The 14,286-nt window shown below is 70.1% G+C and carries 13 protein-coding genes; all 13 read right to left on the reverse strand.

Features of this window, described 5'->3' with window-relative positions; all coding sequences use genetic code 11:
• Nucleotides 1–153 precede the first annotated feature (153 nt).
• Entirely contained in the window at nucleotides 154–1,260 is a 1,107-nt protein-coding gene (locus J2N69_RS08885; RefSeq protein ID WP_230900243.1) for a DivIVA domain-containing protein, read from the reverse strand.
• A 55-nt stretch (nucleotides 1,261–1,315) separates the two neighbouring features.
• A complete protein-coding gene (locus J2N69_RS08890) occupies nucleotides 1,316–1,600 on the reverse strand; it encodes a YggT family protein (RefSeq protein WP_055528652.1) in 285 nt (94 codons plus the stop codon).
• An 83-nt stretch (nucleotides 1,601–1,683) separates the two neighbouring features.
• Nucleotides 1,684–2,310, reverse strand: coding sequence for a cell division protein SepF (locus tag J2N69_RS08895; protein ID WP_127912137.1), 627 nt, complete (start codon nucleotides 2,308–2,310; stop codon nucleotides 1,684–1,686).
• Nucleotides 2,311–2,435: 125 nt separating this feature from the next.
• Nucleotides 2,436–3,155 carry a YggS family pyridoxal phosphate-dependent enzyme gene (locus J2N69_RS08900; RefSeq protein ID WP_230900244.1) on the reverse strand — a complete coding sequence of 240 codons (720 nt, stop codon included), beginning with the start codon at nucleotides 3,153–3,155 and terminating at the stop codon, nucleotides 2,436–2,438.
• A 6-nt stretch (nucleotides 3,156–3,161) separates the two neighbouring features.
• Nucleotides 3,162–3,893: a peptidoglycan editing factor PgeF gene (gene pgeF / locus J2N69_RS08905; RefSeq protein ID WP_230900245.1), complete on the reverse strand. Its 732-nt coding sequence runs from the start codon at nucleotides 3,891–3,893 to the stop codon at nucleotides 3,162–3,164.
• Nucleotides 3,894–3,909: 16 nt separating this feature from the next.
• Nucleotides 3,910–5,154, reverse strand: a complete 1,245-nt coding sequence (gene ftsZ, locus J2N69_RS08910) for a cell division protein FtsZ (protein WP_230900246.1) — start codon at nucleotides 5,152–5,154, stop codon at nucleotides 3,910–3,912.
• Between the two features lie 275 nt (nucleotides 5,155–5,429).
• Nucleotides 5,430–6,221 (reverse strand): cell division protein FtsQ/DivIB, encoded by a 792-nt coding sequence (locus J2N69_RS08915; RefSeq protein WP_230900247.1) that lies wholly within the window; start codon nucleotides 6,219–6,221, stop codon nucleotides 5,430–5,432.
• Nucleotides 6,222–6,235: 14 nt separating this feature from the next.
• A complete protein-coding gene (gene murG / locus J2N69_RS08920) occupies nucleotides 6,236–7,330 on the reverse strand; it encodes an undecaprenyldiphospho-muramoylpentapeptide beta-N-acetylglucosaminyltransferase (RefSeq protein ID WP_055565236.1) in 1,095 nt (364 codons plus the stop codon).
• 6 nt (nucleotides 7,331–7,336) lie between these two features.
• On the reverse strand, nucleotides 7,337–8,647 hold the full coding sequence (ftsW, locus tag J2N69_RS08925) for a putative lipid II flippase FtsW (protein WP_230900248.1): 1,311 nt from the start codon (nucleotides 8,645–8,647) through the stop codon (nucleotides 7,337–7,339).
• A 44-nt stretch (nucleotides 8,648–8,691) separates the two neighbouring features.
• On the reverse strand, nucleotides 8,692–10,131 hold the full coding sequence (murD, locus tag J2N69_RS08930; protein ID WP_230900249.1) for a UDP-N-acetylmuramoyl-L-alanine--D-glutamate ligase: 1,440 nt from the start codon (nucleotides 10,129–10,131) through the stop codon (nucleotides 8,692–8,694).
• The gene (gene mraY / locus J2N69_RS08935) at nucleotides 10,113–11,183 is read right to left on the reverse strand and encodes a phospho-N-acetylmuramoyl-pentapeptide-transferase (RefSeq protein ID WP_030783859.1); all 1,071 of its coding nucleotides are present in this window, start codon (nucleotides 11,181–11,183) and stop codon (nucleotides 10,113–10,115) included. The genes murD and mraY overlap by 19 nt, the downstream gene beginning before the upstream one ends.
• A complete protein-coding gene (locus J2N69_RS08940; RefSeq protein ID WP_230900250.1) occupies nucleotides 11,180–12,595 on the reverse strand; it encodes a UDP-N-acetylmuramoyl-tripeptide--D-alanyl-D-alanine ligase in 1,416 nt (471 codons plus the stop codon). The genes mraY and J2N69_RS08940 overlap by 4 nt, the downstream gene beginning before the upstream one ends.
• A 4-nt stretch (nucleotides 12,596–12,599) precedes the next feature.
• Nucleotides 12,600–14,252: a UDP-N-acetylmuramoyl-L-alanyl-D-glutamate--2,6-diaminopimelate ligase gene (locus J2N69_RS08945; RefSeq protein WP_230900251.1), complete on the reverse strand. Its 1,653-nt coding sequence runs from the start codon at nucleotides 14,250–14,252 to the stop codon at nucleotides 12,600–12,602.
• Nucleotides 14,253–14,286: the final 34 nt, after the last annotated feature.

A 14,286-nucleotide genomic window follows, 5' to 3' on the forward strand; every position in this document is an offset into this window, starting at 1 on the left:
AGGCCCGGTCCCGCCAAGAAATCTTGGCGGGACCGGGCCTTCGGCGTTGCGTGCCCCCGGACGCACAACCGTACGCACAAAAGGGCCGGGCCCCCAGAGAATCTGGGGGCCCGGCCCTGAACGATGCCGACGCCTAAGGCGTGGTCACGCCCGTCAGTTGTCGTCCTCGTCGATGAGGAAGCCACGCATCGGCGACGGAGCCTGCTGCATCGGCTGCTGGCCCTGCGGCCGCACCGGCGCCATCGGCTGCGTCATGGCCGGCGACATCTGCTGCTGGCCGCCGTAGGACGGGGCGCCGCCCTGCTGGTTGCCGCCGCCCATCGACTGGCTGCCGCCGTAGGACGGGGCACCCGCACCGGCCGGAGCCATCGACGGCGCCGGGGACGGCGGCAGCGAGGCGGTGGCCGGCGTACGCGGCGGGGCCAGCGAGTCGTCGGCCTGGGTCTCCAGCTGGCGCAGCTGCGACTCCAGGTAGGACTTCAGACGCGTGCGGTACTCGCGCTCGAAGCCGCGCAGGTCCTCGACCTTGCGCTCCAGCGTGGCGCGGGCGGACTCCAGGGAGCCCATCGCGACGCGGTGCTTCTCCTGCGCGTCCCGCTCCAGGGCGTCGGCCTTGGCACGGGCGTCCCGCTCGAGACCCTCGGCGCGCGAACGGGCCTCGCCGACGATCTTGTTGGCCTCGGAACGGGCCTCCGCGATCGCCTGGTCGGCGGTCTGCTGCGCAAGGGACAGCACACGAGCGGCGCTGTCGCCACCGGGGCCCTGACCGGGCTGCGGCATCTGCGGGCCATGGCCACCCATGGGACCGCCCATGGGGCCACCCATCGGGCCCTGACCCATCGGGCCCGGACCCTGCGGACCGCCCTGCGGTCCATGCCCCTGGCCGTGACCGCTGGGGCCTGCGGGCAGCTGCGGTGCGCCGCCGGGCAGCTGCGGCGGGCCACCCATGGGGCCACCCATCTGCTGCTGCGGCGGGACCGGCTGCGGTCCCGATATAGCGGCGGGCACCGGAGCACCCGGACCTCGCTGGTCCTGCGGCCCGTCGGGACCCTTGCGCATACCGCCCTGCTGCTGGTTCTGAGCAGCGGCGCGAGTGGCGGCGGCCAGCTTGGCGCGCAGGTCCTCGTTCTCGCGGAGCAGGCGAGTCAGTTCGGCTTCGACCTCATCGAGGAAGGCATCGACCTCGTCCTCGTCATAGCCTTCTCGGAGGCGGACGGTTGTGAACTGCTTGTTCCGCACGTCCTCGGGGGTCAACGGCATCTCTTCACCTCAACGTAGTCGTCGGCATTCGGCAAGAACGTAGCTGACATCGAGCTCACAGCCGGCTCACGACGGAGATCAGGATGTAGACGATGATCATCAGTACGAAGAAGGACAGGTCGAGCGCCACGCCCCCGAGACGCAGCGGCGGAATGAACCGCCGCAGAAGCTTGAGCGGTGGATCAGTGACAGTGTAGGTGGCCTCCAGAACGACCACCATCGCCTTGCCGGGTTGCCATGAGCGGGCGAACTGGAAGACGTAGTCCATGACCAGCCGGAAGATCAGCACGATGAGGAAGCACATCAGCGCGATGTAAAGCACCTGCAAGACCACGCTCATGTCCGCGGTTCCCTCTCCCCTGTTCGTCGTGCTTCGTCGTTCCGGTACTGCGTCTTGCTTGCGACTACTGCGTCACTTGCGTCTCAGCTCTGGTTGAAGAACCCGCCCTCTGCGATGCGAGCCTTGTCCTCCGCCGTTACATCGACGTTAGCAGGCGACAACAGGAACACCTTCTGCGTCACGCGCTCAATGCTGCCATGCAGACCGAAGACCAGACCGGCCGCAAAGTCGACAAGTCGCTTCGCGTCCGTGTCATCCATCTCGGTCAGATTCATGATCACCGGAGTGCCCTCACGGAAGTGTTCCCCGATGGTACGGGCCTCGTTGTAGGTCCGGGGGTGCAATGTGGTGATGCGGTAGGGCTCCCGCTCGGACACGACCTTGGGCATGATCACCGGTGCGTTCTTCTCCAGGCTCTGGCGTTCAGGTGTGATGGATGCCACGGGGGCGATTCGTGCCGGACGTCCGGATTCCGCGGCGAGCGAAGCGGAATGGGCCACCGGTTCACGGGGAGCGGGCGGCTGCACCACTCTTACCGATTCGTCCCGTTGGGGCTGGTGGGACTGGTGTGGCGGTTCATGCCGCCTGCGGTCGCGCTCGGGCTCCGGCTCGGGTTCGAACTCGTCGTCGGGGTCGAACCCCGGACCGTCGTACCCGTCGTCCTCCACGAGGCCGAGGTAGACCGCCATCTTGCGCATCGCGCCGGCCATGCTCTGAGTCCTCCGCTCTGTGGTGGATCGGCTGTCGTCACCAACTGCCCGCGATCCACGAGGTATCCCCGCCTCAACAGCGAGAATGACCATATTTTCTGCTGTGGTCCGACTTCCTGGCGACGTTACCCGAGCCCGGGTCGGACTCCGAGTACCGCCGTACCGACGCGCACATGTGTCGCTCCGGCCGCCACGGCCTGTTCGAGGTCCGCACTCATCCCTGCTGACACCATGTTCGCAGCCGGATGAGTCGCGCGCATGAGGGTTGCGAATTCCATCAGCCGCTCGAACGCCGCCTGTTGCCGTCCCGCGTACGGACCGGTGAGCGGCGCGACGGTCATCAGACCGTCGAGACGCAGTCCCGGCGCCCCGGCCACGAGGTCGGCCAACTCCGCGATTCCACCGGGGCCGACGCCCCCGCGCTCCCCGCGTCCGTTCTCCTCGGCGTCCAGCGCGACCTGGATCAGGCAGCCGAGTTCGCGCTCCGCGCGCACCGCGGCCGCCGAAAGGGCCGTGACGAGCTTGGGGCGGTCCACGGACTGCACCATATCGGCATAACCGACCACGGAACGGACCTTATTGGTCTGCAGCTGACCGACAAAGTGCCATGCAAGAGGGAGATCCGTGCACTGGGCGGCCTTCGGTGCCGCGTCCTGGTCGCGGTTCTCCGCGACGTGCCGCACACCGAGTTCCGACAAGATCCGCACGTCGCTCGCCGGGTAGGTCTTGGTGACCACGATCAGGGTCACCTCTTCCCGCTTGCGCCCGGCCGCCGCGCACGCCGCGGCGATGCGCTCCTCGACCTTCGCGAGGTTCGCCGCGAGTTGAGTCCTACGGTCCGTCATTCCTTATCAGTCCAGCCAGACATAGCCCGCGAGACGACCGGTCGTGCGGTCGCGGCGGTACGAGAAGTGGTCACTCGACTCCAGCGTGCACACCGGCGAGTGCTCCCGGTCGTGCACCCCGAGCCGTTCGAGCTGCGCGTGCACCCCCGCGGTCACGTCGACCGCCGGCGTACCCCAACTCGTCTCGGCGTACGCCGCGGGCTCGACGGCGGCCACATCGGCGCGCATCGCCTCGGGTACTTCGTAACAACGCCCGCAGACGGCGGGGCCGGTGCGGGCGACGATGCGTCCGGGGTCGGCGCCGAGCTGCACCATGGCCTCGACGGCGGCGGGCACGACGCCCGCCACCATGCCCGGGCGCCCGGCGTGCGCCGCGGCCGCGACCCCGGCGACCGCATCGGCGAGCAGGACCGGCGTGCAGTCGGCGGTCAGAACGGCGAGCGCGAGCCCCTTACGGGCCGTCACCACCGCGTCGACCGCGGGGATCTCGGCGTCGGAGCCCCAGGGCCCGTCGACCACGGCGACGTCACGGCCGTGCACCTGGTTCATCCAGACGACCCGGTCCGGGGCGACACCGAGGGACTCGGCGGCCAGCGCGCGGTTCTTCCGCACGGCCCCGGGCTCGTCGCCGACCGCGCCGCCGAGATTGAGCTCTTCGTACGGAACGGCGCTCACCCCGCCCCACCTGTCGGTGAAGGCGAAGTGCGCGCCGCTCGCGGTGCTGTGCTTGCTTATCACTTCGAGAAGTCCGGGATCACTTCAGGAAGTCCGGTACGTCCAGCTCTTCGGCCTGGCTGTCCTGGTAGGGCCGGGCCGGCGGGACCTGCGGCGGCGTCACCGGCGTGGCCGGGGCCTCGCTCGCCGGGGCCGACGTCTCCGCGGGCTCCGGAGTCGCGGGCTCCTCGCGCGAGGTGACGCTGCCGAGGCCGCCGAAGGCCGGGCGGGACGGTTCGGCGGCGGGACGCGAGGACGGGCCCGGGGTCGGCGCCGGCTCGTCGCGCTTGGCGCTCGTGGAGGCCGAGCCGAGGACGTTGTCCCGCTTGGACGGCGGCTGGCCGCCGTCGAAGCCCGCCGCGATGACGGTGACCCTGACCTCGTCGCCGAGCGCGTCGTCGATGACCGCGCCGAAGATGATGTTGGCCTCGGGGTGCGCGGCCTCGCTGACCAGCTGGGCCGCTTCGTTGATCTCGAAGAGGCCGAGGTCCGAGCCACCGGAGATGGAGAGCAGCACGCCGCGGGCGCCGTCGATGGACGCCTCCAGGAGCGGCGAGGAGATCGCCATCTCGGCGGCGGCGACCGCCCGGTCGTCGCCGCGGGCGGAGCCGATGCCCATGAGCGCCGAACCGGCCTCGGACATGACCGACTTGACGTCGGCGAAGTCGAGGTTGATCAGGCCGGGCGTGGTGATGAGGTCGGTGATGCCCTGGACACCGGAGAGCAGGACCTGGTCCGCCGACTTGAAGGCGTCAAGGACGGAGACCTGGCGGTCCGAGATGGACAGCAGCCGGTCGTTGGGGATGACGATGAGGGTGTCGACCTCTTCGCGCAGCTCCGCGATGCCGTCCTCGGCCTGGTTGGCGCGGCGGCGGCCCTCGAAGGTGAACGGCCGGGTGACCACGCCGATGGTGAGGGCGCCGAGCGAGCGCGCGATGTTGGCGACGACGGGTGCGCCGCCGGTGCCGGTGCCACCGCCTTCGCCGGCGGTGACGAAGACCATGTCGGCCCCCTTGAGGACCTCCTCGATCTCCTCGCGGTGGTCCTCTGCGGCCTTGCGGCCGACGGCCGGGTTGGCGCCGGCGCCGAGGCCGCGGGTGAGTTCCCGGCCGACGTCGAGCTTGACGTCGGCGTCGCTCATCAACAGGGCTTGCGCGTCGGTGTTGATGGCGATGAACTCGACGCCCTTGAGACCGACCTCGATCATCCGGTTGATGGCATTGACACCACCGCCGCCGACACCGATGACTTTGATGACTGCGAGGTAGTTCTGCGGTGCTGCCACGTCGAAGGCCTCTCGCCTCGAGTTACGTGTCGCCGTTTCGCATCGATGCGATGCGGCGACTGATGCCGAATGGGACGGTCCGAACGCCGACCCGAACCCTAACGCTGAAGTTTAGGGTTACCAGTGTGTCTGTTCCCTGGACTCTTCCGAACAGGACACTAAGTCGACAAGTGGCGCACGTTCAACGAACACGCCGAACCTCCCGTTTTTCTTTTCACCCTATGTGATCAGCCGTAGCGATGCCGAACCAGGGTGCTGGCCTGCGGCGATACGCGTCAACTCCCTGATGACGCAGGGGCGGTGGGGACGCTCACATCGAAGTGCCGAGCCTTGGGTGTCGCTTTCATCAGCGCGGTGAGGGTAGTGGCTTTCGTACGCCCCTTCTCACCGCTGCCCCAGACGACGGTACGGCCACCGCTCAACTCCACCGTGATGGAGTCGTACGAGCGGACCTTGACCTTCCGGGTGTCATCGGCGACGGCTTCGGGCAGGTCACCGGCGACCCGGACCGCTTCGCGCAGCAGCCGGTCGGTGCCGAACCGGCGCAGGCTCGCGGCGCCGTTCTCCCGATCCGGCGTCAATTCGAGGCGCGGGACGCCCGCGGGCGCGCGCTCGACCGTGGCGAATCGCACTCCCTCGGCGTCCACTTCGACGAACTTTCCGCCCTTCTCGATGAGGAGGACCGGCTTGCGTTCCGTCACTTTGAGCCCGATTTCGTGCGGCCAGGACCGTTCGGCCTCAACCGAGTCAATTCGGGGCAATTTCGAGCGGAGGCGCTCCTCGATGGCGTCCGTGTCGACCGAAATCAGTGGTGTCCCGAGGGGTGCGTCCGCCGCGTCGAGCACCTCCCGCGCGGTGAGCACCCGGGTGCCCGACGTCTGGACGCGCTCCAGCCGCAGCCACTGCGAGCCGTAGAACACCCAGACGCCCCCGGCCGCCAGGAGCACGGCGAGGGCCAGGGCCAGGACCAGGGTGCGCGAACGGACCCGCGGGACGCGGGGGGTGCGCTGCGGGCGGGGCGGGCCGGACGTGCGCTGCTGCCGTTCGGCGGTGGTCGGTCCGGCCACGGTCCCCTGCCTTCTCACGCGTTGCGGCGTGACGCAATCGCCTCGTACACCATGCCGACGAGCAGCTCGTCGGCGTCCCGGCGGCCGAACTCCGAGGCGGCGCGGGACATCTCGTACAGCCGGTGCGGATCGGCCAGTACGGGCAGGACGTTGCCCTGGACCCACTCGGGCGTCAGTTCCGCGTCGTCGACCAGCAGTCCACCGCCGGCCTTGACCACCGGCTGGGCGTTGAGCCGCTGTTCGCCGTTGCCGATCGGCAGCGGGACGTACGCGGCCGGGAGCCCGACGGCGGAGAGTTCGGCGACGGTCATCGCGCCCGCGCGGCAGAGCATCATGTCGGCAGCGGCGTACGCGAGGTCCATCCGGTCCACGTACGGTACCGGGATGTAGGGGGGCATTCCCGGCATCTGCTGCACCTGCGGCAATTCGTTCTTCGGGCCGACCGCGTGCAGGATCTGGATGCCCGCGCGCTGGAGCACCGGCGCGACCTGCTGGACGACCTCGTTGAGCCGCCGGGCGCCCTGCGAGCCGCCGGAGACGAGCAGCGTCGGCAGGTTGGGGTCGAGGCCGAAGGCGGCGCGCGCCTCCGGGCGGACCCGGGCCCGGTCGAGCGTGGCGATCGTGTGGCGCAGCGGGATGCCGATGTAGCGGGAGTTGCGCAGCTTGCTGTCGGGGGTGGCGACGGCCACCCCGTGGGCGTACCGCGAACCGATCTTGTTGGCGAGCCCGGGCCGCGCGTTGGCCTCGTGCACCACGATCGGCGTTCCGGTCCGCTTGGCCGCGAGGTAGCCGGGCAGGGCGACGTAGCCGCCGAAGCCGACGACGCAGTCCGCCTTCGTGCGCTCCAGGATCTGCTCGGCCGCCTTGATGGTGCCGCGCAGCCGCCCTGGGACGGTGATCAGTTCAGGGGTGGGCTTGCGCGGCAGCGGGACGGCCGGGATCAGCGCGAGTTCGTAGCCCCGCTCGGGTACGAGCCGGGTCTCGAGTCCACGCTCCGTGCCCAGGGCCGTGATGCCCACGGTCGGGTCCTGCCTCCGCAGGGCGTCCGCGAGGGCGAGCGCGGGCTCGATGTGGCCGGCGGTCCCCCCGCCGGCGAGTACGACATGCACCGAAATTCACCGCTCTCCGGACGAACGCGCCTTGACGCGCCGTCGCATCGTGTTCCATCTCACCCGAGGTTGCCGCATGGCCAGGGCCGCCTTCGCAGCGGGGTCCGATCGCGCGAAGGCGATGAGGAGCCCGATGGCGAACATGGTCGGCAACAGGGCCGAACCCCCGTAGGAGAACAGCGGGAGCGGGACACCGGCGATCGGCAGCAGACCGAGCACCGCACCGACATTGATCACGGCCTGCGCCGTGATCCAGGTGGTCACGCCTCCCGCGGCATACCTCACGAAGGGGTCCTCCGTGCGTCCGGCCACGCGGATACCCGCATAGCCTAGAGCCGCGAACAGGGCGAGCACCGACAGTGTCCCCGCCAGGCCGAGTTCCTCCCCGGTGATGGCGAAGATGAAGTCGGTGTGCGGTTCAGGGAGTTGACCCCATTTTTCCACACTCGCGCCCAGGCCGGAACCGAAGAATCCGCCAGAGGCGAGGGCATAAATGCCGTGTACCGCCTGCCAGCACTGGTCGCCGGGCCCCGGATCGGTGGCGCCGATGCAGGCGAGCCTGGCCATCCGGTTGGGGCTCGTCTTGATGAGAATCACACCGATCAGGGCGGCGACCCCGAGCACACCGGCGAACAGCCGGGTGGGGGCGCCCGCGAGCCACAAGAGGCCGAAGAGGATCGCGGTGAGAATGATCGCGGTGCCCATGTCGCCGCCGAGCATGATGAGCCCGAGCAGCATGAAGGCGACCGGCACGAGCGGCACCAGCATGTGCTTCCACTGGGTCAGCAGCCGCTTGTCGTGTTTGCGCGCGAGCAGGTCGGCGCCCCACAGCACGAGGGCGAGCTTGCCGAACTCACTGGGCTGGAGCTGGAACGGGCCGCCCAGGTAGATCCAGTTCTGGTTGCCGTTGACGCTGCGCCCTATCCCCGGGATCTGTACGAGGACCATCAGGAAGACGGTCACCGCGAGCATCGGGTAGGCCAGCGCGCGGTGGAGCTTGATGGGCATCCGCGTGGCCAGCAGGAGCAGGATCGCGCCCAGGACGGCGGCGACGAACTGCTTGCGGAAGAAGTACGACGCGGGCAGATCCAGCTGGAGCGCCTGGATCATCGAGGCCGAGTAGACCATCACCAGGCCGAGCACGGTGATCAGCAGACTGCTGCCGAAGATCAGGTAATACGCCGTGAGCGGACGGTCCCAGGCCCGGCGGACCCGGTTGACGAGCCGCCGGAGCCCGCTCTCGCCCGGAGGGTGGGAGGTACCTCTGGCGCGTACCGGAGCCGGTCGTTTGGCGACCCGCACGGAAGACCTGGCCACGTTCCCTCCCAAGGGTGTGCCCGGCGCCGCCGGACGAAGGCCGGTCAGGCGCGCGTGGAGCCGAGTTCGCGAACGGCGTCCGCGAACGCTTCACCACGCTTGTTGTAGTTGGTGAACATGTCCATCGACGCACAGGCCGGGGCCATCAGCACGGTGTCCCCCGGCTGAGCCAGCTCCGCCGCCCGCCGTACCGCCTCGGACATCGCCCCAGTGTCGGTCCGGTCGAGGTCGACGACCGGGACCTCGGGGGCGTGTCGCGCCAGGGCTTCGCGGATCAGCGCGCGGTCGGCGCCGATGAGGACGACGCCGCGCAGCCGCTTCGCCGCGCCCGTGACGAGTCCGTCGAAGGTGGCGCCCTTGGCGAGGCCGCCCGCGATCCACACGATCGACTCGTACGCCGCCAACGACGCCTGGGCGGCGTGGGTGTTGGTGGCCTTGGAGTCGTCGACGTAGGCGACCTCCGCGACGTCGGCGACGTGCTCGATGCGGTGGGCGTCCGGGCGGAAGGCGCGCAGGCCGTCACGGACGGCCGTCGCCTGGACGCCGAAGGCGCGGGCGAGGGCCGCCGCGGCCAGCGCGTTGGCGATGTTGTGCGGCGCGGGCGGCTGGACGTCGGAGATCTCGGCCAGCTCCTGGGCCTGCTTCTGGCGGTCCGGCACGAAGGCACGGTCGACCAGGATGCCGTCCACGACGCCCAGTTGCGAGGGGGCGGGCGCGTTCAGCGTGAAGCCGATGGCCCGGCAGCCCTCTTCGACGTCGGCCTCGCGGACCAGGTCCTCGGTGGCCTTGTCGGCGACGTTGTAGACGCAGGCGACGTGATTGCCCTCGTAAATACGCCCCTTGTCGGCGGCGTACGCCTCCATGGAGCCGTGCCAGTCCAGGTGGTCCGGCGCGAGGTTGAGGACCGTCGCGGAGTGGGCGCGCACGGACGGCGCCCAGTGCAGCTGGTAGGAGGACAGTTCGACGGCGAGCACGTCGTACGCGTCGTCGCCTTCGAGGATGACGTCGACGATCGGGGTGCCGATGTTGCCGACGGCGGCCGTGCGCAGCCCCGCCGCCTGAAGGATCGAGGCGAGCATCTGCGTGGTCGTCGTCTTGCCGTTGGTGCCCGTCACGGCGAGCCAGGGCGCCGCGTCCGGGCCGCGCAGCCGCCAGGCGACCTCGACGTCCCCGATGACGTCCACGCCCGCCTCGGCGGCCGCGGCGAACAGCGGCGAGGTGGGCTTCCACCCCGGCGAGGTCACGACGAGGTCGGTGCCGGGCGGCAGGCTCTCGGCGTCACCCAGGCGTACGGCGATGTCCTCGGCCCGCAGCCGGGCGGCGCGCTCCTCGTGCGCCGCCCCCGAGCCGCCGTCCACGACGGTCACCGACGCGCCGAGGCCGGCCAGGGCGCGGGCGGCGCTGATGCCGCTCACGCCGAGACCGGCGACGGTGATGTTCCTGCCCTGCCAGTCGGAGGCGAAGGTCACTTTTCGGCTGCCCATCCCGCGTAGAAGAGACCGAGGCCGACGATCACGCACATGCCCTGGATGATCCAGAAGCGGACCACCACAAGGACCTCGGACCACCCCTTGAGTTCGAAGTGGTGCTGGAGTGGCGCCATCCGGAAGACGCGCTTGCCGGTCAGCTTGAACGAGCCGACCTGGATGACGACCGACATGGTGATCATCACGAAGAGGCCGCCGAGCAGCGCGAGCAGCAGCTCCGTACGGGAGCAGATCGCGAGGCCCGCGAGCGCGCCGCCGAGGGCGAGCGAACCGGTGTCACCCATGAAGATCTTCGCGGGCGAGGTGTTCCACCACAGGAAGCCGAAGCAGGCGCCCATCAGCGCGGAGGCCACGACCGCGAGGTCGAGCGGGTCCCTGACCTCGAAGCACGCCTGCGGGTTGGTCAGCGTCGTCGCGTTGGCGCAGGACTCCTGGTACTGCCAGACACCGATGAAGGTGTAGGCGCCGAAGACCATCACGGAGGCGCCGGTGGCGAGGCCGTCCAGACCGTCGGTGAGGTTCACGCCGTTCGACATCGCGAGGATCATGAACAGCGCCCAGACCACGAACAGGACCGGGCCGATCGACCAGCCGAAGTCCGTGACGAACGACAGCTTGGTGGAGGCCGGCGTCTGGTTGCGGTTGTCCGGCCAGTTCAGCGCGAGCACGGCGAAACCGATGCCGACGATCAGCTGGCCGGCCATCTTCGCCTTGGCGCGCAGACCGAGCGAACGCTGCTTGACGATCTTGATGTAGTCGTCGAGGAAGCCGACGAGGCCCATGCCCGCCATCAGGAAGAGCACCAGCAGGCCGGAGAGCGTGGTCTCCGTACCCGTGATGATCTTCGTGAGGAAGTACGCGATGAGCGTGGCCAGGATGAAGGCGATACCGCCCATGGTCGGCGTACCGCGCTTGCTGTGGTGCTCGCGCGGGCCGTCGTCCCGGATGAACTGGCCATAGCCCTTGCGGGCCAGGAGCTTGATCAGCAGCGGGGTGCCGACCAGGGTCAGGAAGAGCCCGATCACACCCGCGAAGAGGATCTGCCTCATCGGCCGGAGACCTGCCCCTCAGAAGACACCGCGGCGTCGTCGAGCAGCGCCGTGGCGACCCGCTCGAGACCGACCGACCTGGACGCCTTCACCAGCACGACGTCTCCCGGGCGCAGCTCGCTGCGCAGCAGGTCGATCGCCGCCTGTGCGTCGGACACGTGCACCGACTCCTCACCCCACGAACCCTCGTTGTATGCGCCCAGTTGGAGCCAGGACGCTTCCCTGCCCCCGACTGCCACGAGCTTGCTCACGTTGAGCCGGACGGCAAGGCGTCCGACCGCGTCGTGCTCGGTGAGACTGTCGTCCCCCAGCTCGGCCATCTGACCGAGCACCGCCCACGTACGACGTCCCTTGCCCATGGCCACGAGCGCGCGCAGAGCGGCTCGCATGGACTCGGGGTTCGCGTTGTAGGCGTCGTTGACGACCGTCACACCGTCCGGGCGCTCGGTGACCTCCATACGCCAGCGGGACAGCGTGCCCGCCTCGGAGAGCGCGAGGGCGATCTCGTCGACGGACATGCCCAGCTCATGGGCGACGGCGGCCGCGGCAAGCGCGTTCGACACGTGGTGCTCACCGTACAGCCGCAAGGTCACGTCGCTGCACCCGGAGGGTGTGTGCAGCGTAAAAGCAGGCTGTCCGTTCTCCGTGAGTCGGACATTCTCGGCACGTACGTCGGCGTCCTCGGCCTCTCCGAAGAGGATCACGCGCGCCTTCGTGCGCGAGGCCATGGCGCGTACGAGCGGGTCGTCGGCGTTGAGGACGGCCGCGCCGTCCGCGGGCAGCGCCTCGACCAGCTCACCCTTCGCTTGTGCGATCTGCTCGCGGCCGCCGAACTCGCCGATGTGGGCGGTGCCGACGTTCAGGACGAGGCCGATCTTCGGCGGAGTGAGTCGGGTGAGGTAGCGGATATGGCCGATTCCGCGCGCTCCCATCTCCAGGACGAGGAACCGCGTCTCGTCCGTGGCGCTGAGCGCGGTCAGCGGCAGGCCGATCTCGTTGTTGAGAGAGCCCGGCGTGAAGACCGTGGGCGCGTGGCGTCGCAGCACCTGCGCGAGCAGGTCCTTGGAGCTGGTCTTGCCGACCGAGCCGGTCAGGGCGACCAGGGTCGCGCCGAGCCGCTCCACGACGTGGCGCGCGAGGGCGCCGAGCGCCGTCTGGACGTCGTCCACGACGATGGCGGGCACGCCGACCGGCCGCGAGGCGAGGACGGCCGCGGCGCCTGCCGCGACGACGTCCGCCGCGTAGTCGTGGCCGTCGGCGCGCTCGCCGACGAAGGCGACGAAGAGGCTGCCGGGCTCCACCTCACGGGAGTCCCGGACGACGGGTCCGGTGACCTGAACGGCCGAATCCGGTATGTCGTACGTCTGCCCGCCGACGACGCTGGCGATCTCGGCGAGGGAGAGGGCGATCACAACTTCATCCCTGGGTTTGCTGGATAGCTTCGCGAAGCACCTGGCGGTCGTCGAAGGGACGCACCACCCCGGCGATGTCCTGCCCCTGCTCGTGGCCCTTGCCCGCGACGAGGACGGTGTCGCCCGGTCGCGCGCGGAGGACGGCCGCGCGGATGGCGGCGGCACGGTCCTCGAAGACGGCGACGTCGCCGCGTTCGTGGGCCGGCACCTCGGCGGCACCGGCGAGCATCGTGGCGAGGATCGCGAGGGGGTCCTCGCCACGGGGGTTGTCGGAGGTCAGTACGGCGGTGTCGGCGAGGCGGGCCGCGGCCGCGCCCATCGGCATCCGCTTGGTCTTGTCGCGGTCGCCGCCGCAGCCGAGCACGATGTGCAGCTTGCCCTCGGTGACCTTGCGCAGGGCGCGCAGGACCGATTCGACGGCGTCCGTCTTATGGGCGTAGTCGACGACGGCGAGGTAGGGCTGGCCCGCGTCGACGCGCTCCAGGCGGCCCGGCACGCCCGGTACCGCGGCGACGCCGTCGGCGGCCTGCTGCGGGTCGATCCCTGCGACGGCCAGCGAGACGATGGCGGCGAGGGTGTTGGCGACGTTGAAGGGGCCCGCCAGCGGCGACTTCGCCGTGACGCGCTCGCCCTTGGGGCCGACCACGACGAACGTCGAGTCGAGCGGCCCGACCAGGACGTCCTCGGCGCGCCAGTCGGCATCCGGGTGCCCCTCGGCGGAGAACGTGGTGACGGGCACCTCGGACTCCGTGACGAGCCGACGCCCGTACTCGTCGTCGAAGTTGACCACGCCGAGCCGCGAGCGCCGCTTGGTGAACAGCTGCGCCTTGGCCTGGAAGTAGTCCTCCATGCCGGAGTGGAACTCCATGTGCTCCGGGCTGAGGTTGTTGAAGACGGCGACGTCGAAGACGCAGCCGTCCACGCGCCCGAGCACCAGGGCGTGGCTGGAGACCTCCATGGCGACCGCCTCGACGCCGCGCTCGCGCATCACCGCGAACAGCGCCTGGAGGTCGGTGGCTTCGGGGGTGGTGCGCTCCGACTTGATGCGCGTCTCGCCGATGCGCATCTCGACCGTGCCGATGAGGCCGGTCGCGCGCAGGCCCTTGAGGCCGCCCTCGACGAGGTACGCGGTCGTGGTCTTGCCGGAGGTGCCGGTGATGCCGATCTGGAGGAGGTCGCGGCCGGGGTGGCCGTAGACCGTCGCCGCGAGTTCGCCCATCTCGTCGCGCGGGCTGTCCACGACCAGGACCGGGAGGCCGGTCGCGGCCGCGCGTTCGGCGCCGGTCGGGTCGGTGAGGATCGCCGCGGCGCCGAGGTCGGCGGCCTGCGCGACGAAGTCGGCGCCGTGCATGCGGGCGCCGGGCAGCGCGGCGTAGATGTCACCGGGGCGGACCGCGCGGGAGTCGTGCGTGATGCCCGTGATCTCCGCGTCGCCCTGGACGGCGACACCCAGCTGGTCCGCCAGGTCCGTCAGGGAGGTCGCGGAGACCTGGTCCGGCCGCGGCGGCCCCGGGTATGTCACGGGAGCGCCCTTCTGGGTGGTTTGGGACTGATCAGCGTGTGGCACGGCGGTGAGCGTACCGGGCGCACCCGGCTCAGGGCGAAGTGAGGGGCGTGGCGGGGGGTGGTTCCCGGGGTCGGGGGTGATCGTTGTCACGAGTGGTTCCTGGAAGGTTTCAGGGCGCGAAAGG

Source organism: Streptomyces huasconensis (assembly GCF_021028635.1).
Taxonomy (GTDB): domain Bacteria; phylum Actinomycetota; class Actinomycetes; order Streptomycetales; family Streptomycetaceae; genus Streptomyces; species Streptomyces huasconensis.

What these genes read in the sequence shown, in the direction of transcription:
- J2N69_RS08885 (WP_230900243.1), bottom strand. Translation starts at nt 1,260, where the DNA reads ATGCCGTTGACCCCCGAGGACGTGCGGAACAAGCAGTTCACAACCGTC.
- J2N69_RS08890 (WP_055528652.1), bottom strand. Translation starts at nt 1,600, where the DNA reads ATGAGCGTGGTCTTGCAGGTGCTTTACATCGCGCTGATGTGCTTCCTC.
- J2N69_RS08895 (WP_127912137.1), bottom strand. Translation starts at nt 2,310, where the DNA reads ATGGCCGGCGCGATGCGCAAGATGGCGGTCTACCTCGGCCTCGTGGAG.
- J2N69_RS08900 (WP_230900244.1), bottom strand. Translation starts at nt 3,155, where the DNA reads ATGACGGACCGTAGGACTCAACTCGCGGCGAACCTCGCGAAGGTCGAG.
- murD (WP_230900249.1), bottom strand. Translation starts at nt 10,131, where the DNA reads ATGGGCAGCCGAAAAGTGACCTTCGCCTCCGACTGGCAGGGCAGGAAC.
- mraY (WP_030783859.1), bottom strand. Translation starts at nt 11,183, where the DNA reads ATGAGGCAGATCCTCTTCGCGGGTGTGATCGGGCTCTTCCTGACCCTG.